18 protein-coding genes and 1 pseudogene are annotated in these 16,187 nt (G+C 59.9%); 11 read left to right on the top strand and 8 right to left on the bottom strand.

Annotated features, from left to right (window positions below; translation table 11 throughout):
• The first annotated feature begins 45 nt into the window (after positions 1-45).
• The 5 genes and pseudogenes from WDN46_08910 (at position 46) to WDN46_08890 (ending at position 4,189) form a co-directional block, all read left to right on the top strand.
• Positions 46-365: pseudogene (locus tag WDN46_08910) on the top strand (plasmid stabilization protein).
• 100 nt (positions 366-465) lie between these two features.
• A complete protein-coding gene (locus tag WDN46_08905; protein ID MEJ0093543.1) occupies positions 466-2,271 on the top strand; it encodes a PQQ-dependent dehydrogenase, methanol/ethanol family in 1,806 nt (601 codons plus the stop codon).
• Positions 2,272-2,425: 154 nt separating this feature from the next.
• A complete protein-coding gene (locus WDN46_08900; protein MEJ0093542.1) occupies positions 2,426-2,635 on the top strand; it encodes a DUF1192 domain-containing protein in 210 nt (69 codons plus the stop codon).
• Positions 2,636-2,691: 56 nt separating this feature from the next.
• Positions 2,692-3,681 carry a zinc-dependent alcohol dehydrogenase family protein gene (locus WDN46_08895; GenBank protein MEJ0093541.1) on the top strand — a complete coding sequence of 330 codons (990 nt, stop codon included), beginning with the start codon at positions 2,692-2,694 and terminating at the stop codon, positions 3,679-3,681.
• Between the two features lie 295 nt (positions 3,682-3,976).
• Complete coding sequence (locus WDN46_08890) at positions 3,977-4,189, top strand: hypothetical protein (GenBank protein ID MEJ0093540.1); 213 nt, start codon at positions 3,977-3,979, stop codon at positions 4,187-4,189.
• A 144-nt stretch (positions 4,190-4,333) separates the two neighbouring features.
• Here the strand turns inward: WDN46_08890 and WDN46_08885 are convergent, their stop codons facing one another.
• The 3 genes from WDN46_08885 to WDN46_08875 form a co-directional block, all read right to left on the bottom strand.
• A complete protein-coding gene (locus tag WDN46_08885; protein MEJ0093539.1) occupies positions 4,334-4,480 on the bottom strand; it encodes a DUF2474 domain-containing protein in 147 nt (48 codons plus the stop codon).
• Complete coding sequence (gene cydB / locus WDN46_08880; protein MEJ0093538.1) at positions 4,477-5,484, bottom strand: cytochrome d ubiquinol oxidase subunit II; 1,008 nt, start codon at positions 5,482-5,484, stop codon at positions 4,477-4,479. Before cydB ends, WDN46_08885 begins: the two co-directional genes overlap by 4 nt.
• Before the next feature lie 119 nt (positions 5,485-5,603).
• Positions 5,604-7,016 (bottom strand): cytochrome ubiquinol oxidase subunit I, encoded by a 1,413-nt coding sequence (locus tag WDN46_08875; GenBank protein ID MEJ0093537.1) that lies wholly within the window; start codon positions 7,014-7,016, stop codon positions 5,604-5,606.
• 365 nt (positions 7,017-7,381) lie between these two features.
• Here WDN46_08875 and rpmI point away from each other — a divergent pair, with 365 nt between their 5' ends.
• Positions 7,382-7,582, top strand: a complete 201-nt coding sequence (gene rpmI / locus WDN46_08870) for a 50S ribosomal protein L35 (GenBank protein ID MEJ0093536.1) — start codon at positions 7,382-7,384, stop codon at positions 7,580-7,582.
• Between the two features lie 67 nt (positions 7,583-7,649).
• Entirely contained in the window at positions 7,650-8,015 is a 366-nt protein-coding gene (gene rplT, locus WDN46_08865; protein MEJ0093535.1) for a 50S ribosomal protein L20, read from the top strand.
• 135 nt (positions 8,016-8,150) lie between these two features.
• Here rplT and WDN46_08860 read toward each other — a convergent pair whose 3' ends face one another.
• Positions 8,151-8,576 carry a hypothetical protein gene (locus tag WDN46_08860; protein ID MEJ0093534.1) on the bottom strand — a complete coding sequence of 142 codons (426 nt, stop codon included), beginning with the start codon at positions 8,574-8,576 and terminating at the stop codon, positions 8,151-8,153.
• 4 nt (positions 8,577-8,580) lie between these two features.
• Positions 8,581-11,013, bottom strand: a complete 2,433-nt coding sequence (gene pheT, locus WDN46_08855; GenBank protein ID MEJ0093533.1) for a phenylalanine--tRNA ligase subunit beta — start codon at positions 11,011-11,013, stop codon at positions 8,581-8,583.
• Between the two features lie 283 nt (positions 11,014-11,296).
• Between pheT and WDN46_08850 the strand changes: the two genes are divergently transcribed.
• The 4 genes from WDN46_08850 to WDN46_08835 all read left to right on the top strand — a co-directional run bounded on the left by WDN46_08850 (position 11,297) and on the right by WDN46_08835 (position 13,849).
• Positions 11,297-11,707: a hypothetical protein gene (locus tag WDN46_08850; protein MEJ0093532.1), complete on the top strand. Its 411-nt coding sequence runs from the start codon at positions 11,297-11,299 to the stop codon at positions 11,705-11,707.
• A 136-nt stretch (positions 11,708-11,843) separates the two neighbouring features.
• Positions 11,844-12,266, top strand: a complete 423-nt coding sequence (locus tag WDN46_08845) for a TerB family tellurite resistance protein (GenBank protein MEJ0093531.1) — start codon at positions 11,844-11,846, stop codon at positions 12,264-12,266.
• A complete protein-coding gene (locus tag WDN46_08840; GenBank protein ID MEJ0093530.1) occupies positions 12,263-13,078 on the top strand; it encodes an SDR family oxidoreductase in 816 nt (271 codons plus the stop codon). Before WDN46_08845 ends, WDN46_08840 begins: the two co-directional genes overlap by 4 nt.
• Positions 13,079-13,123: 45 nt before the next feature.
• On the top strand, positions 13,124-13,849 hold the full coding sequence (locus WDN46_08835) for a glutamine amidotransferase (protein ID MEJ0093529.1): 726 nt from the start codon (positions 13,124-13,126) through the stop codon (positions 13,847-13,849).
• 7 nt (positions 13,850-13,856) lie between these two features.
• Here WDN46_08835 and WDN46_08830 read toward each other — a convergent pair whose 3' ends face one another.
• The 3 genes from WDN46_08830 to dapF form a co-directional block, all read right to left on the bottom strand.
• Positions 13,857-14,819 (bottom strand): site-specific tyrosine recombinase XerD, encoded by a 963-nt coding sequence (locus WDN46_08830; protein MEJ0093528.1) that lies wholly within the window; start codon positions 14,817-14,819, stop codon positions 13,857-13,859.
• An 8-nt stretch (positions 14,820-14,827) separates the two neighbouring features.
• Positions 14,828-14,971 (bottom strand): histidine kinase, encoded by a 144-nt coding sequence (locus tag WDN46_08825; GenBank protein ID MEJ0093527.1) that lies wholly within the window; start codon positions 14,969-14,971, stop codon positions 14,828-14,830.
• 165 nt (positions 14,972-15,136) lie between these two features.
• On the bottom strand, positions 15,137-16,009 hold the full coding sequence (gene dapF / locus WDN46_08820) for a diaminopimelate epimerase (protein MEJ0093526.1): 873 nt from the start codon (positions 16,007-16,009) through the stop codon (positions 15,137-15,139).
• Between the last annotated feature and the right edge of the window lie 178 nt (positions 16,010-16,187).

Raw genomic sequence — 16,187 nt, 5'->3', positions numbered from 1 at the left:
GCGAAAACCTTCGCCGCACCATGCATTGAGCTGTGGAGAACTGATATGCCACAAGGCGACAAGTCGAAATACACCGACAAACAGGAACGCAAGGCGGAGCACATCGCCGGGAGCTACGAGGAGAAGGGCGTCTCGACCAAACAGGCCGAACGCCGGGCCTGGGCCAGGTGAACAAGGACGATGGCGGCGGCAAGAGAGTCGGTGGCTCGGGACGAGGCAAGGAAACCGGTCACCCGGCGGCGCATAAGGGCGGAGAAATAGGGGGCAGAGCGTCCGCCAATCGGCCTGCTGCGGAGCGGTCGGCCTCGGCCAAAAAAGCCGCCGCCACGCGAAAGCAAAAGGCCGAACATCGGCCGCATTCTTGAGAGCCAAAGTCCCGGCCTTCGAATGGCCGGTTTATCCCGAAGCGGCCATTTTCTTACGCGAGAACTTCCAAATCCTCGCAATTGAAATGGTTCGCCCTGAATGAATAAGAAATGGACCGCCCGCGCGGTCGACTTTGTTTGCGCGTGCCTGGTCGGCGTTTCGGGCGGGCATGCCCAAACCGCGACGGCGCGGATCGGCGCGGATAAAAACTGGACGCAACCCGCGGGCGATTACGCCAATGCGCGTTACTCGACGCTGAAGCAGATCAATTCGGAAAACGTCAAAAATCTCACGCCCGTCTGGACGTTTTCAACTGGCGTTCTGCGCGGCCACGAGGGCGCGCCGCTGGTCGTCGGCGACATCATGTATATGCACACGCCTTTCCCCAATATCGTCTATGCGCTCGATCTCAGTCACGACGGCGAAATTCTGTGGAAATACGAGCCTCGCCAGGATGAGAACGTCATCGCCGTGATGTGCTGCGATACAGTCAGCCGCGGCGTCGCCTATGGCGAGGGCAAGATCTTCTTGTATCAGGCCGATGCGACCTTGGTCGCGCTCGACGCTATAACCGGAGCAAAAATTTGGTCGGTGAGGAACGGCGACCCGGCGGCGGGCGCGACTGGGACATCAGCGCCTTTTGTCGTCAAGGATAAAGTGCTCGTCGGCATATCCGGCGGCGAATTCGGCGTGCGCGGTTATCTCACCGCTTATGACATCAAGACCGGGGGGCAAGTCTGGCGCGCCTATTCGATCGGGCCTGATTCCGATGCGCTCATCGATCCGGTCAAGACGACCGCGCTTGGCGAGCCGGTCGGCGCGGAGTCGAGCCTTGCGAGCTGGCAGGGCGATCAGTGGAAGATCGGCGGCGGCGCGCCCTGGGGTTCGATTTCCTACGACCCCGAACTGAATCTCATCTATTACGGGTCCGGCAATCCGTCGACATGGAACCCCAGGCAGCGGCCGGGCGACAACAAATGGGCGATGACGATTTTTGCGCGCGACGTCGATACCGGCATGGCGCGCTGGGTCTATCAGATGATACCGCACGATGAATGGGACTATGACGGCGTCAACGAGATGATCCTGGTCGATGAGACGATCGATGGCGGCATGCGGAAAACGCTGACGCACTTCGATCGCAACGGCTTTGCCTACAAGCTCGATCGCGCCGACGGCGAGTTGCTCTCCGCGGAGAAATACGAGCCCTCGGTCAATTGGGCGACTAATATCGATATGAACAAAAGCTCAAAGACCTATGGCCGGCCTCTGGTCGTTGACGCCTATTCGCCCGATCACAATGGCGAAGAGGCGACGACGCAAGGCATTTGCCCAAGCACCGTCGGGGCCAAGAATGCAAATCCTGCCGCCTATTCTCCGCTTACCGCGCTTTTCTATGCGCCTGTGACTCATATCTGCATGGATTACGAACCGTTCAAAATAACCTATGCCGCGGGCCAGCCTTATACCGGGGCGGACACGTCGGTCTATCCGCCAAAGGGCGAGACCGCGATGGGCGGCCTGATCGCGTGGGATGCAAAGGCTGGCAAGATCGTCTGGTCGGACGCCGAACCTTTCGCCGTCGCTTCGGGCGTTCTCGCAACCGCGGGCGGAGTCGTCTTTTACGGGACGTTAGAGGGTTATCTGAAAGCCGTGGATGCGAGGTCCGGCAAGGAGCTCTACAAATTCAAAACGCCGTCCAGCATTATCGGCAACATCATGACCTATGAGTACGATGGCAGGCAATTTGTAGCGGTGCTTTCCGGCGTCGGAGGCTGGTCCGGCGTCGGCTTGACCGCCGGCCTCAGCCATTCCGGAGAGGGCGCCAATTCGCCGGAAGTCTATGCGGCCCTCGCCAACTACACAGCGCTCGGCGGACAGCTCACGGTCTTCGCATTGCGATAAGGATGCTAAAGCAGGCTCTCCGCCGCGCGCGCCGTCTTCGAATGACATAGTTTCGCCAGCCGCCGGAAAAGGGCTGGACGATTTCGGACTGGCCCTGCGAACGGGGAACGCTGGGTGGAGCGTTCGGGCTTTTTCAGGCAGACGAGGTGAAGCCATGGCTATCGACGATGGAAATATCTTTGGCGCGGCGCCACGCCGCCGGGCCGCATCTTTTCATGAGATCGGACAGGCCCTGGACGATCTTTCCGTTGATCAGCTCGATGAGCGCATTGCCCTCTTGCAAGCCGAAATCGGCCGCTTGGAAGAGGCGCGAAAGGCCAAGCGCGCCTCTTTGGAGGCCGCCGCAGCCTTCTTCAAAAAGTGACCTGCCGCTAATCGAAACATCCGATATTTCTAGACCCCAACAATGAGGAATTCATTATGTCCCGCGTCGTCCGTTTCCACGCAACAGGCTCCCCCGACGTGCTTCGAATCGAGGATGTCGCCATTGCGCCTCCAAGAAAAGACGAAGTGCGCATCCGCGAGAAGGCGATAGGATTAAACCGCGCTGAGTCCATGTTCCGTTCGGGGCAATATATTGAGGATCCAAAGCTTCCTGCCGGCCTTGGCTATGAGGCCGCAGGCGAAATCGAATCCATTGGCGAGGGCGTCGAGGGCTTCGCGATTGGCGATGCCGTGAGCGTCGCGCCGGCGTTTTCGCTGAACGCCTATGGCCTCTATGGCGAGCTCGTCCTCGCGCCGGCTTTTGCCGTGATAAAACATCCTAAAAGCCTGTCATTCGCCGAGGCGGCTGCGACGTGGATGATGTATCTTACGGCCTATGGCGCTTTGATCGAGACGGCAAAGCTCTTCGCCGGCGATACGATATTGATTCCAGCCGCCTCGAGCAGCGTCGGCATCGCCGCAATTCAACTCGCCAATATGGTGGGGGCCATACCCGTCGCCTTGACTCGGAGCGCCGCCAAGAAGGCGAAACTGCTGGAGCTAGGGGCCGCGGACGTCATCGTGACCACTGAGCAGGACATCGTCGCGGAAACCCTACGCATTACGAACGGGCGCGGGGCGCGGGTGGTCTTTGATCCTGTCGGCGGCCCGACTTTGGCCAAACTGACTCCGAGCATGACCATGCACGGCATTTTGGTGCTTTATGGCGCGCTCAACGCGGAATCGACGCCGCTTCCGGTCTTAGACCTTCTGGCCAATCGTCTGACCATCCAGGCTTATGTGCTGTTGGATACAACTCGCGATCCAGCGCGGTTCGAAGCCAGCAAGAAATTCGTGGTCCACGGTCTCGCCACGGGCGCGCTAAAGCCTGTCATCGCGAAAACCTTCCCGCTTGATCAGATCGTCGAAGCGCACCGCTATCTGGAGTCCAACCAGCAGATCGGCAAAGTCGTCGTCACGGTCTGACCGCCGGAGATTTGCATCCGCTTTCTTAGCGATTTGCGGGCTGCAAATCCCTTCCATAAGGTTCTGTGCGTCGATTACACTACGCCTCTCGATATGCTGGCGGAATTATGCGAGGATCAATCGACGCCCGCGTCGAACCATGCATGGGTTCTATAGTCGACGCACAATAGAGCGCGGTAGGTTAATGAACTTGACCGAGGAAGCGGCGCGCCGCGCAGGCTTCCTCTTTCGGGGCCAGCCGTCAGAGGGGCTCTGACGGTCGAGATTGCAACAAGACTTTAAAAGGAAACGTCTGATGGCCGATATCGCACCGATACACGCCCTTCGGGATCGCCTTGAGAAATCCCGCTTGCAGGCGATCGAAGAACTGGCTGAGAAAGGCGGAGCGCCTTCCGCCGACGCTCTTCGCAACATCGCGCTTTTGCAAATTGTTCTGACCGCCGTCGAGGATGAAATCGAGGCTCACGAGGTCAGAATCGGCGGCGGCGCAGAAACGCCTTTGAGGTAAAAATTAAATCAAGGGCGGCTGCTTTCAGAGTCGCTGGCGGCTTGGTCGCTTCAGCTCGAAGCGATCAGGCTTTTTTGTTGGCTTTTGCGCAGTATTAATACGAATAGATCCAATAATACGAATAGGTTCCTGGCGGCCTTCGAGTCAGGTAGTCAAACCTGCCATGGACATGATCACGCGGATCGCCAACGCCACAAGGCCAAGCGCCGCCACGCTTAAAGTCCAGATCAGAACGAGCCAACCGATGCGGCTGAGCCAGGGCTTTCGATTGGTGGAAACCCCTTCGGTCAATGGTAGCCTTCTCCAGCCCTCACCTTGCCGCGAAACACGTAGTAGGACCACGCGGTGTAGGAAAGGATGAATGGGATGACGAATAGCGCTCCTACGAGGGTGAATCCCATGCTTTGCGGCGGAGCCGCAGCGTCCCGGAACGAGATGCTCGGCGGGATGATGTGAGGCCACATGCTAATGGCGAGGCCGCTATAGCCAAGAAACAGCAGCGCCAGAGCAAGCAGGAAAGGGCCGCCGTGGGTTTCCCGCTTTAAGAGATGCAGGATCATTAAGGCGGTCGCCAGCACGAGGACAGGAACCGGCAAGAAAAACAGGATGTCCGGCAGCTTGAACCAGCGCGCCGCAACTGCGCTATGCGCGATCGGCGTCCATATGCTGACAGCTGCGATTACGGCGAGCAGGAGCAGCGTGATTGGCCGCGCCAATGCGATCATCCGCTGCTGCAGCCTGCCTTCGGTTTTCATGATGAGCCAGGTGCTGCCAAGCAAAGCGTAGGAGACGACGAGACCAAAGCCGGTAAACAGGCTGAACGGGGTCAGCCAGTCGAAGGCGCCGCCCATATAGGACGGCCCGGTCACCTTGAATCCATTGATGAAAGCGCCAAGGCAGACGCCCTGGGAGAAAGCCGCGATGTAAGAGCCCCATGCAAATGCGTGGTCCCAGAACCATGTGTGCGCCGCGTCCGCCTTAAAGCGGAACTCGAAGGCGACGCCGCGCCAAATGAGGCCCGCGAGCATGAAGATGATCGGCAGATAGAGCGCGCTGAGCAGCACCGAATAGGCGAGCGGAAAGGCCGCGAGCAGCCCCGCGCCGCCCAACACCAGCCAAGTCTCGTTGCCGTCCCAAACCGGCGCGACCGTGTTGACCATTGTATCCCGGTCGCCTCTTTCGGAAACGAAGGGAAACAGAATGCCGATGCCGAGATCGAAGCCGTCCATGATCACGTACATCATCAAGCCGAAGGCGATAATGATCACCCATAGGACTGGAAGATCGATACCCATCTGCGTCAGATCTCCTTGGAGCTTGATTGCTTCGGCTTGAGTCGTTTGCGGTCTTCGTCTCGTCGCTTCAAAGTCCGCCGCTCCCGTCCGAAGATCGAGCGGCGTTTCGAGATCATGCCCTAGCTTATCGCCGGACCAATTTCATCAGGCGCGGCCGAGAACGGGCGCGCCGGCCGCTGGATGTTTGGCCCATGGGCGTCATCTTCGGCGCTGACATGATCGGGACCTTTGGCGACGAGTTTCAGCATGTATATCACGCCGGTTCCGAAGACGATGAAATACATCACGATGAAGAGGCCGAGCGTCGCGGTGAGCTCGAGCGCCGAATGATGCGCGACGGCGTCCTCGGTGCGCATGACGCCGTAAACCACCCAGGGTTGACGCCCCATTTCCGTCGTCACCCATCCCGCGATGATCGCAATCAGGCCCGCCGGTCCCATGAGGACGGCGAAGCGCAGAAAGAACCTCGAGTCATACAAGGCGCGGCGCCAGCGCTGAACGAAACTCCACAGCCCAAGCAGAACCATGAGCATTCCGAGCCCGACCATGAGGCGGAAAGTCCAGAACACCACCGTGGAGTTGGGCCTGTCTTCTGGCGGAAACTCCTTAAGGCCTGGAACTTGTCCGTTCCAGGAATGGGTGAGAATGAGGCTGCCAAGATCGGGGACCTGAACCGCAAAGCGGGTCGTCTCCGTCTTCATATCGGGCCAGCCGAACAGGATAAGCGGGACGTTCTCGCCGGGCTTATTCTCCCAATGGCCCTCGATCGCCGCAATTTTCGCTGGCTGGAACTCCAGCGTGTTGAGGCCATGCTGGTCGCCGAGTTCGACCTGTATCGGCGCGACGATGAGAATCATCCACATGGCCATGGATAGCATCGTCCGCACGCGAATGGTGTCGCGCCCCTTCAAAAGATGCCACGCTCCGGAAGCTCCCACAAAAAGCGCCGTGGCGAGGAAAGACGCGACGGTCATATGCGCCAGCCGGTATGGGAACGAGGGGTTTAGAATGACCTTGAGCCAGTCAACCGGAACGACGCGACCATCGAGGATCTCGAAGCCTTGCGGCGTCTGCATCCAGCTGTTCGAGGCCAAAATCCAGATGGTCGAGACCAAAGTGCCGAGCGCGACCATCGCGGTGGCGAAGAAATGAAGACCGGGCCCGACCTTGTTCCAGCCGAACAGCGCAACGCCGAGGAAGCCAGCTTCAAGGAAGAAAGCCGTCAGCACCTCGTAGGTCAGCAGAGGGCCGGTGACGCCGCCGGCGAAGCTGGAAAAATAGCTCCAGTTAGTGCCGAACTGGTAGGCCATGACCACCCCAGATACGACGCCCATGGCGAAGTTTACGGCAAAAATCTTCGACCAGAAATGATAGAGATCGCGATAAACCGTTTCCTTCTTCCAGAGCCAAAGCCCCTCCAAAACGACGAGATAGCTCGCCAGTCCGATGGAGATCGCCGGAAAAATAATGTGAAAAGATATGGTGAAGCCAAACTGGACCCGCGCAAGATCGAGGGCGCTCAAACCAAGCATTGCGAATCTCTTTCGTTCAATCCCGCCAGCGCTGGTCGCCGAAGTAAAGCTTCGTTGTTAGAGCCTAGGCTTCGCTCGCCGCAGAATCTAGCCGAATTTTTCGTTTGTAGCGACCGGTACGCCGAAAATTTTCGCTCCCGGCCTGGGCGATCTAGGTCGGTCCGCGCGGCGGCGGCCTATTTGTCAGGTTTTGCGATCAGGCCATTGCTTTTCGTCGCGCTTTCTTTATAAACGCGGGCTTCGAACCGACCGGCTGTAGGGCTGCCGTGGCGGTTCGTTCGCTCGTTCGGAAACGAACGAGAGTGGGCCTTAAGGTTCCACTCGATTAACAATTGCGGGCCAGCCGCCCGACGGAGACGAGCAAAATGCCCAAACTGAAGACCAAATCAGGCGTCAAGAAGCGCTTCAAGATCACCGGCACCGGCAAGGTCTTGTATGCGCAGGCCGGCAAACGCCACGGCATGATCAAACGCACCAATAAGCAAATCCGGAATTTGCGCGGCACCAATGTTCTGTTCAAGAGCGACGGCGACAATATCATCAAGTACTTTATGATGTACGGCTGAAGACTTGTTTGAGCCTTGTCCAGTTTTGTCTTTGTTCAGTTCAATTTAGCTAATCCGGAGATTTGCCATGGCACGCGTTAAACGCGGCGTCACGTCGCACGCCAAGCATAAGAAGACACTCACAGCGGCGAAAGGCTTTTATGGCCGCCGCAAGAACACGATCCGCGCCGCCAAGGCGGCTGTCGATCGCTCGATGCAATGGGCGACGAAGGACCGCCGAGTCAGGAAGCGGGTGTTCCGCTCCTTGTGGATCCAGCGCCTGAATGCGGCCGTGCGCGAACTGGGCATCACCTATTCGCGCTTCATTGATGGCCTGGCCAGGGCCGGGATCGAAATCGATCGCAAAGTATTGTCGGAACTCGCCATCAAAGAGCCGGAAGCCTTCAAGGCGATCGTCGAAAAGGCTAAGAGCGCGCTGCCCGCCTCGGCCTGAGGCGCGATCCTTCAAGTCGAAGTAACCATGCTGTGAGAGCGGACTTCGGTCCGATGCTTCGAGCATCAGACAAGCAAAAAGGCGCTAAGGAGCGCCTTTTTCGTATTCCGATGACGGGCGCCGCGAGAGTTTCGCTCAGCGTACTTTTGTGTGGCCCGAAATCACGCTGAAGGCGAGCGTTTTGCCGTGGGCATGCCTCTCCTGCGCGCTGCTGCTGCGCTTATGGGAATGATAGTGGTAATGGTAATGCCGCGACCCGCGGCTCACGGAATGGCGGCCATGCGAGGAATGCCGCTCTTTTTGCGCAACTGAAGCCTCGGGACTGGCCGTCTCGACCACATCGGCTCCGGATCCATCGCCGTCGCCATCGCCTCCAAAATCTTTCGCGGTGGCGGCGCCGTGCGTATGAGCAACCGGGCCAAAAATGGCCAGGCATTGATTATAGGCATCGGCGGCCTGGATTTTTTCGCAATCATTGATTGTGCTCGGCGCGGCCATAGTGGCTGCCGGCAACGCGAAACCAAGGATCGCCGCAAGGGTTATCGTGGAGAGAGATCGCAAATCCTTATCCTCTTAAGATCGCGCCGGTTTTCTTCGTCACTTCGGCAATGATTTTGGCGGCGGCGGCGTCGATCTCGGCCTCGGTCAAGGTTTTGTCGCGCGGCTGCAAAGTCACAGAGATAGCCACCGATTTCTTGCCCTCGGGGATCCCCGACCCTTCATAGACATCGAAAACATCGGCGTCCGTCGCAAGCAGACGCTCTCCGGCAAGCGCGGCCTTCACAATGTCGCCAGCGAGGACGGAGCGATCGACGACAAAGGCGAAATCGCGTTGCAAAGGCATGAATTCCGAAAGTTCGAGCTTGGATTTAGCTTTTGTCGGCTTGGATTTTGTCACTGGTATGTCATTTAGAACAAGTTCGAAGCCAATCATCGGCCCTTCGGCGCCAAGCATCTCCAGCGCGCGGGGATGAATTTCGCCAAACGAGCCGATTTTATTTTTCGGCCCGAACTGCAAAGTCGCCGAACGGCCAGGATGCAGCCAGTTCGGACCGCCCGGTATGATCTGCACGCCGCCGGAGGGAACGCCCAGCGCTGAAAGCAGGGCGAGGACATCTGCTTTTGCGTCGAAAACATCGGCCTTCGCCGGCGCGGCCAACCAATGCCGCCCGGCTCCCGCCGCCTTAGCGGAGCCCTGACGGATGGCGGCTGCGGCGATCCTCTGATCGGCCTCCCCATCGCCCAGGAAAATCTGGCCGACCTCGAACAGCGCGACATCGCCGTGGCCGCGATCGGCATTGCGTTGCGCCGCCGCAATCAACCCCGGCAGCAGGCTCGGCCGCATGTCGGAGAGATCGGACGCGATTGGATTGGCGAGGGCGAGAGCCGGCGCCCCTCCCCCGAATGCAACTGCGCGGGCGTGCGACACAAAGGACCACGTTACCGCTTCAACAAGGCCGACGGCGGCCAAAGCGCGCTTGGCGGTTTTGACGCGCTTTTGCAGTGGCGTCAGCACCGGTAGTGGAACATCCGCGGACTCGCGGAGAAATGGGCGCGAGACCACTCGATCGAGCCCGGCGATGCGCACGATTTCTTCGACAAGATCGGCTGCGCCTTCGATATCTGGGCGCCATGAGGGCGCCTTGACCACGATGCGGTCGCTATTGCCGGGCGAATAGGCGAGATCAAAGCCAAGATGTTCCAGAATCCCGGTCATCTCGGAGGATTCCAGCTCCAGGCCCGTGAGCCGGGAGACATCGCTGAAGAAAAAGACGGTGCGTTTGTCGGGATGGGGAATTTTTCCGGCCAGCAGCTTTTGCGAGGGCTCCCCGCCGCAAAGCTCAAGAACGAGGGATGTGGCGAGGTCAAGGCCCGGCAGGCAAAAGGTCGGATCGACTCCTCGCTCGAAGCGGTAGCGGGCGTCCGAGTTAAGGCCAAGCTTGCGGCCGGTCCGCGCGATGTTGACAGGGTCCCATAGAGCTGATTCGAGCAACACATCCGTCGTCGCCTCGTCGCAGCCCGAAGCCTCCCCGCCCATGATTCCGGCCAGCGATTCGACGCCGTGATCATCGGCGATGACGACCATCTCGCCATCCAGCGCATAAGCTCGTCCGTCGAGCGCGGCCAAAGTCTCGCCGGTTTTCGCGCGGCGGATGGTTAGATCGCCGCGCACTTTGTTTGCGTCGAACGCGTGCAGCGGCCGCGCTCGGTCGAAGGCGAGAAAATTGGTGATGTCGACGAGCGCATTAATGGGCCGCAAGCCGATCGCCTTCAGCCGTTTTTGCAGCCATTCCGGGCTCGGCCCGTTACGAACGTCGCGCACCAGACGCAGCGCGAAAGCCGGCGCAAGATGCACGTCATGGGCGGAAAAATCGAGACGGGCTGCCACTGGACATGGAAAGAAACCCTCGATCGGGGCGACGGCGCGATTTATGAATTTGCCGAGCCCAGCGGCGGCAAGATCGCGGGCGATGCCCTCGACGCCCATGGCGTCCGGGCGATTCGGCAACAGATTGATCTCGATGACAGGATCGGCGAGGCCGGCCCATGCCGCGAAACGGGCACCGACAGGCGCGTCGCTGGCGAGATCAAAGATGCCATCGTGGTCCTCGGACAAGCCGAGTTCGGCGCCCGAACAGAGCATGCCGTTCGATTCGACGCCGCGAATGACGCCCTTTCCCAGCGTGATCTTTTTCGCGGGAATAAACGCGCCGGGCGGCGCAAACACAGTTTTAAGGCCGGCCCGCGCATTGGGCGCGCCGCAGACAACCTGCACAAGACCCTCGCCGCCGATGTCGACGCGGCAGACCCGCAGCCTGTCGGCGTTGGGATGCGGGTTCGCCTCGATCACCTGAGCGATGACAAAATCTTGAAGCGTCACCGCAGGATCATCGACATGCTCGACCTCAAGGCCGATCTTCGTCAGCGTCGCGACGATCTCGTCCAGCGTTGCATCGGTCTCGATATGGTCCTTGAGCCAGGAAAGCGTGAATTTCATCATAGTCCCAGAGGGCGATCGTCACCGCGAGCGCGCCGGGGAGCGCCGCGCAACGATGACCCGGTTGCTTGTGTCCAACGTTTCTTTAATTTCTGTAGTGGCTTTCTGCGCCGAGGGGAAATCCCCTTATCGCGCGAAAGTCAATTCTGGCTGCTCCTAAAACAGCAAAGCTTTGACCCTTGCGGCCAAGCCGTTTTCTGGGCAAAGGTTGAGACGCCTTCGCATTGCGAAATATGGCTTGCTTCGCACAAGTCGCGCAACCGGAATTAAAGGAACGCAAGGAATGAGCCGCAACAGGAAGACAGCGGGAGCGCGCGACGCGGTGCGCGCAATGGCCGGGGTTTTGTCCGTCATCGCGGCTCTCGGCCTTTCCGCGCCGGGTCATGCCGCCGACTACCCTGACCGCGCTCCGGTAGGCGGCGAAGATCCGTTTGAAGGCGTTGCTTGCTCGATCGGGTTGCCGATATGGGAGCCGCAAGGCGTGACCGCCGAAACTTTGCCCTGGCGCTCCGTCTATTACGGGCATTTTTCGGGCGGGCGCCCATATAGGGGTCCAGATGGCCGCGTGCTCGTCGATTGGCGGGATGAGCATGTCTGCTTTCCGTCGAGAGCCAAATGCCGGGCCTGGATCAGCCATCTGCGTTACGTCTACGATCGGCCGGAAGGCTATTGGGCCTGTGTTTTTCTGCGCTAGAATTAGGCTCGCAATCGCCCCATCCTGGGCGCGGCGCCGCCCCGGAGGCTTTGATGTTTGATGCGTTGAAGAGCTTCATCGCCGAACTTAGCGGAGCCAATGCCGCCGAGAAGAGAACGATTACCGCCTCGCCGCCGTGGCTCTGCTGATTCACGTCGCGAGCGCCGACGGCCAAGCGGATGATCTGGAGCGGCGCAGGCTAAAGGCGATCATAGAGGAGCGCTTTGGGCTAGATGATGCCGCAACCGCGCAATTGATCGCGAAAGCCGAGCAAAGCGATCGCGACGCCGTTGATTTTTACCAATTTACCAGCGTTTTAAAACGCACTCTCGATGAAGATGGCCGGCTCAAAGTCATCGAGATGATGTGGGACATCGCCTTCGCCGATGGGGTCATCGACGAATTGGAGGATAATACGGTCTGGCGCGTCGCCGAATTGCTCGGCGTTTCGAATCGCGACCGGATTTTGCTGCGTCAGCGCGTAATCGGCGCAACCACCGAGCCAGAGCCGGTGACGGAGGGCCCTTGGTCCACTCCGGCCGCCAGGGGGAAAGCATGAGCGACGACATCCGCCAGAGCTATCGCCGCGTTGCGTTGATCACCGGCGCGTCCGGCGGAATCGGCGCGGATCTCGCCCGCGTTTTCGCCCGGCATGGTCACGACCTCGCTTTGGCGGCGCGCAGCGGCGACAAGCTTGAGGCGCTCGCCAATGAAATTGCGGCGTCGGGGCGCCCGCGCCCCTTGGTGCTTGTCTGCGATCTGGAGCAACAAGGCGCCGCGGCGGCGATCGCAGCCGGGCTCGAGGCGGCGCAAGCTACGCCCGAAATTCTTGTCAACAACGCCGGATTTGGCCTTGCGGGCGATGTGGCTGACCTTGAATCTACGGAGCAATTGGGGATCGTGGACCTGAATGTCCGCGCCCTCGTTGAAATTACCTTGCGTTTTCTCCCACAGATTCGCGCGGCTCGCGGGAAAATCCTGAACGTCGCTTCGGTCGCGGCCTATTTTCCGGGCGGTCCGGGCATGACCGTCTATTACGCTTCGAAAGCTTTTGTTCTCTCGTTTTCGCTTGGGCTCTCGCGGGAATTGCGCTCGGATGGCGTCACCGTCACTGCTTTATGCCCGGGCGTTACCCCCACCGGGTTTCAGGCTCGAGCTAAATTTGGCGCGGGCATGAATCTCGATCGCATGCCGGCGACGTCCTCAATGGAAGTCGCCGAGGCAGGCTACGCAGGACTAATGGCGGGAAAACGCGAGATTATACCGGGTTTGTTCAATAAAATTGGTATGGCGGTCTTGGCCTTTATGCCAAAAGACGTGATCCTGATGTTGATTTCGCGGATGCAGCAAAAACGCCATGATTCTGTTTAATGCTGCTGTTTCGCCTGGGTTGGATGTACGTCAAACAAGTTAGCGATGCCAACGAGCGTTGAATCATCAGGCAGGGTTCTCGTCGTCCTGCACCAACATAACTCGACGCCGGGGCGGCTTGGTCGGCTTTTGCGCGCTAACGGCTATGAGCTTGACATCCGCCGGCCGTCCTTAGGTGATTCGCTGCCGAAAACCCTTGATGGCCATGTCGGCTCCATCATCTTCGGCGGCTCGATGAGCGCCAACGACCAGGACGATTGGATTCGGCGCGAAATCGACTGGATCGGGGTTCCGCTGAAGGAAGAGAAGCCGTTTCTTGGCATTTGCCTCGGCGCGCAAATGCTAGCGCGTCATCTTGGCCACCGCGTGCGCCCGCATCCGCAGGGCCGCGTCGAGGTTGGCTATTACCCTATCGATCCGACCGAACACGGCCATAAGATCTGCGATTGCCGGTTCCCTTCCCGGGTCTATCAATGGCATCGCGAGGGCTTCGACCTGCCGAACGGGGCCACCCTTCTCGCAAAGGGCAAGGATTTCGAGGCGCAGGCCATCCGTTACGGCGCGAACGCCTTCGGCTTCCAATTCCATCCAGAAGTTACTTTCACCATGATGTGCCGCTGGTCCGCCCGGAAGAGCGAGCGCCTGCCGTTTCCTGGCGCGCGTCCGTTCCACCGCCATTTTGGCGGCTGGTTCCGGCACGATGCGGCCATTGCGCGCTGGTCCGGAGCCTTTTTGCGCAGCTGGCTCCGCGGCGGCCAGACGGCTCCGTAGCGGCGGATCACCTCGATGATGAGGCCTCATCGTCGCCGAGCGGATGCAGGTCGCGCACCATGGCTTTCATCCTCTCATCGAGCACGTGGGTATAGATTTGCGTCGTTGAAATATCGGCGTGGCCCAGCAATTCCTGTACGACGCGCAGATCGGCGCCATTCTGCAAAAGATGGCTGGCGAAGGCATGGCGCAGCACATGCGGACTAATTCGCACTGAGGCGATGCCGGCCGCCACCGCGCAAATCTTCAGGTCACGGGCGAAAGCCTGCCGGGTCAGATGACCGCTTTCGCTGTCGGCCGGAAACAACCAGGGGGCGGCGGCGGCGCCAGGCTGCTTTCGTTCGAGAAAGACGCGATAGGCGAGGATTGCCTGACGCGCGGCGGTCGATATCGGGGCCAGCCGGTCGCGGCCTCCCTTGCCGCGAACCTGGATGAGCGGCTCTTTGCCGCGCGCCACGCTTTTGGGGAGCGCCACGAGTTCGGAGACGCGCAGTCCCGTCGCGTAAAGGAGTTCGAGCAGACCGGCGGTGCGCAGCGCGCGCAGCCGCTCGCCGCCCGGACGGGCGGAATCGTCGAGACCCTCCTTCGAGACCGCCAATAAATGATCGACTTCGCCGATCGAGAGGATTTTTGGCAGCGGGCGCCCCCGGCGCGGCCCTTCGAGAATGGCGGCGGGATCGTCGGCGCGCCTTCCTTCCGCGACGAGAAAGCGATGGAACTGGCGCATCGATGAGAGTTTGCGGGCGCTCGAGGCCGCTCTCAAGCCGCGCTTTTCCAAATGCGAAAGATAAGCCCGGATGTCGTCGCTGGTCGCCTCCAGCGGCGTCTTGTCGACATCGGCTAAACGGGCGGCATAGTCGGAAAGATCGCGGCGGTTGGCTTCCAGGGTGTTTTTCGCCGCGCCCCGCTCGGCGGCGATCATCTCGAGGAAACTCTCGATCAGACGCGCGGAGCCGTGCTTGGCCGCCATGAACTCACCTATTTGTTCAGCCGCGCCGGCGGAATCGTTTGGCTGATTTCGCGCGGCTCGGGCTTCACGAACGTCACCAGTGCGACCATTCCCGCGAAACCGATGCCGGCTAAAATGGCGACAACCAACAGGAAACGAATCAGGCTGGGCAAGCGATCCTCCGAAAGCAGCTTGCCTTATCGGTCCAACGTTGCGCTTGAGGCAAGCAGGATCTCGTCCCAAGGGTCCAACTTTTCAGATCAGATCATGCGGCCAGGCAAACATACGGCGGCGCCAGGGAAACCGCGCCAGAAAGCGCCCGAGCATCGGGTGGACGGTTACGCGGCGATGTCCGCGAACAAAACCGGGTCGAGACGAGTTTCGAATTCAAGTTCAACGGGGCCGGTCATGATGACCATGTCGTCGCTCGCGCGCCATTCGATCGCGAGATCGCCGCCGGGCAATGTCACGGTTGCATGACGGCCGGTGAGATTTTTCCGCGCCGCCGCGACAAGCGCAGCGCAAGCGGCCGAACCGCAGGCGCGGGTGAGGCCAGCGCCGCGCTCCCAGACTTTCAGCTCGATGTGATCGCGCGAAACGATATGCGCGAGCGAAATATTGGCGCGGTCGGGGAAAATCGGATCATGTTCGAGCGCCGGACCGATAGCTGCGAGATCATAGGCCTCGATATCGTCGACCCAGAATATTGCATGGGGATTGCCCATGCTGACCACAGACGGCTGCTGCAGAATGGGCGCATCAGGCGGACCGAACGCCAGATCGATCGCGCGAGTATCCGCAACGGCTGCGGCCAAGGGAATCTCGTCCCAACCGAGGCGTGGGGTCTCCATATCGACGGAAAAGCTCCACTCACCCGTGCGGCGGCATTCGAGCTGTGCGGACGCGGTCTCCAGAATGAGCCTTTCGCGCGAGGTTCCGCGCATAAGAGTCCAAGCGACGCAGCGCGTTCCATTGCCGCAGGCCCCCGCTTGTGAGCCGTCAGCATTGAAGATGGTCATGAAAGCCTCGGCGCCGGCCGTGCGCGGCTCCTCTAGCACCATGAGTTGATCAAAAGCCAGACCCTGGCCGCGTGCGATCGCCCGCGCCTCCGGCCCGCTGACTTTGAGGCCAGCGCCGCGCAGATCTAAAACCACGATCTCGTTGCCGAGGCCGTTCATCTTGGATACTGGTCTGTTGGCGAGAGGGTTCATTGAGCGCGTCATGTTTCCCTGGATCTACTTTCATATAGGAAAAATAATTCGCCACGACCATTGCTTTGACGAAGCTTAGCGTTCTTTATCCGGCTAGCCCGCTTGGATTTGCCGATCTAGCCGTGCAAGCGAGGCTAAAAAAGGGTCGTACACGCTGACGTGATGATTTGGAGCGGCA

The sequence above is a fragment of the Methylocella sp. genome, assembly GCA_037200525.1.
Classification (GTDB): domain Bacteria; phylum Pseudomonadota; class Alphaproteobacteria; order Rhizobiales; family Beijerinckiaceae; genus Methylocapsa.
The sequence above is the reverse complement of the archived record's forward strand: the minus strand, read 5'-3'. Positions and strand labels throughout refer to the sequence as shown.

Bases quoted from the DNA above. Each gene is read 5' to 3' on its own strand.
- WDN46_08850 (MEJ0093532.1), top strand. From the start codon at position 11,297: ATGAGCCGCAACAGGAAGACAGCGGGAGCGCGCGACGCGGTGCGCGCA.
- dapF (MEJ0093526.1), bottom strand. From the start codon at position 16,009: ATGAACCCTCTCGCCAACAGACCAGTATCCAAGATGAACGGCCTCGGC.
- rpmI (MEJ0093536.1), top strand. From the start codon at position 7,382: ATGCCCAAACTGAAGACCAAATCAGGCGTCAAGAAGCGCTTCAAGATC.
- cydB (MEJ0093538.1), bottom strand. From the start codon at position 5,484: ATGGGTATCGATCTTCCAGTCCTATGGGTGATCATTATCGCCTTCGGC.
- WDN46_08890 (MEJ0093540.1), top strand. From the start codon at position 3,977: ATGGCCGATATCGCACCGATACACGCCCTTCGGGATCGCCTTGAGAAA.
- rplT (MEJ0093535.1), top strand. From the start codon at position 7,650: ATGGCACGCGTTAAACGCGGCGTCACGTCGCACGCCAAGCATAAGAAG.
- WDN46_08830 (MEJ0093528.1), bottom strand. From the start codon at position 14,819: ATGGCGGCCAAGCACGGCTCCGCGCGTCTGATCGAGAGTTTCCTCGAG.
- pheT (MEJ0093533.1), bottom strand. From the start codon at position 11,013: ATGAAATTCACGCTTTCCTGGCTCAAGGACCATATCGAGACCGATGCA.
- WDN46_08900 (MEJ0093542.1), top strand. From the start codon at position 2,426: ATGGCTATCGACGATGGAAATATCTTTGGCGCGGCGCCACGCCGCCGG.
- WDN46_08835 (MEJ0093529.1), top strand. From the start codon at position 13,124: ATGCCAACGAGCGTTGAATCATCAGGCAGGGTTCTCGTCGTCCTGCAC.
- WDN46_08895 (MEJ0093541.1), top strand. From the start codon at position 2,692: ATGTCCCGCGTCGTCCGTTTCCACGCAACAGGCTCCCCCGACGTGCTT.
- WDN46_08875 (MEJ0093537.1), bottom strand. From the start codon at position 7,016: ATGCTTGGTTTGAGCGCCCTCGATCTTGCGCGGGTCCAGTTTGGCTTC.
- WDN46_08840 (MEJ0093530.1), top strand. From the start codon at position 12,263: ATGAGCGACGACATCCGCCAGAGCTATCGCCGCGTTGCGTTGATCACC.
- WDN46_08905 (MEJ0093543.1), top strand. From the start codon at position 466: ATGAATAAGAAATGGACCGCCCGCGCGGTCGACTTTGTTTGCGCGTGC.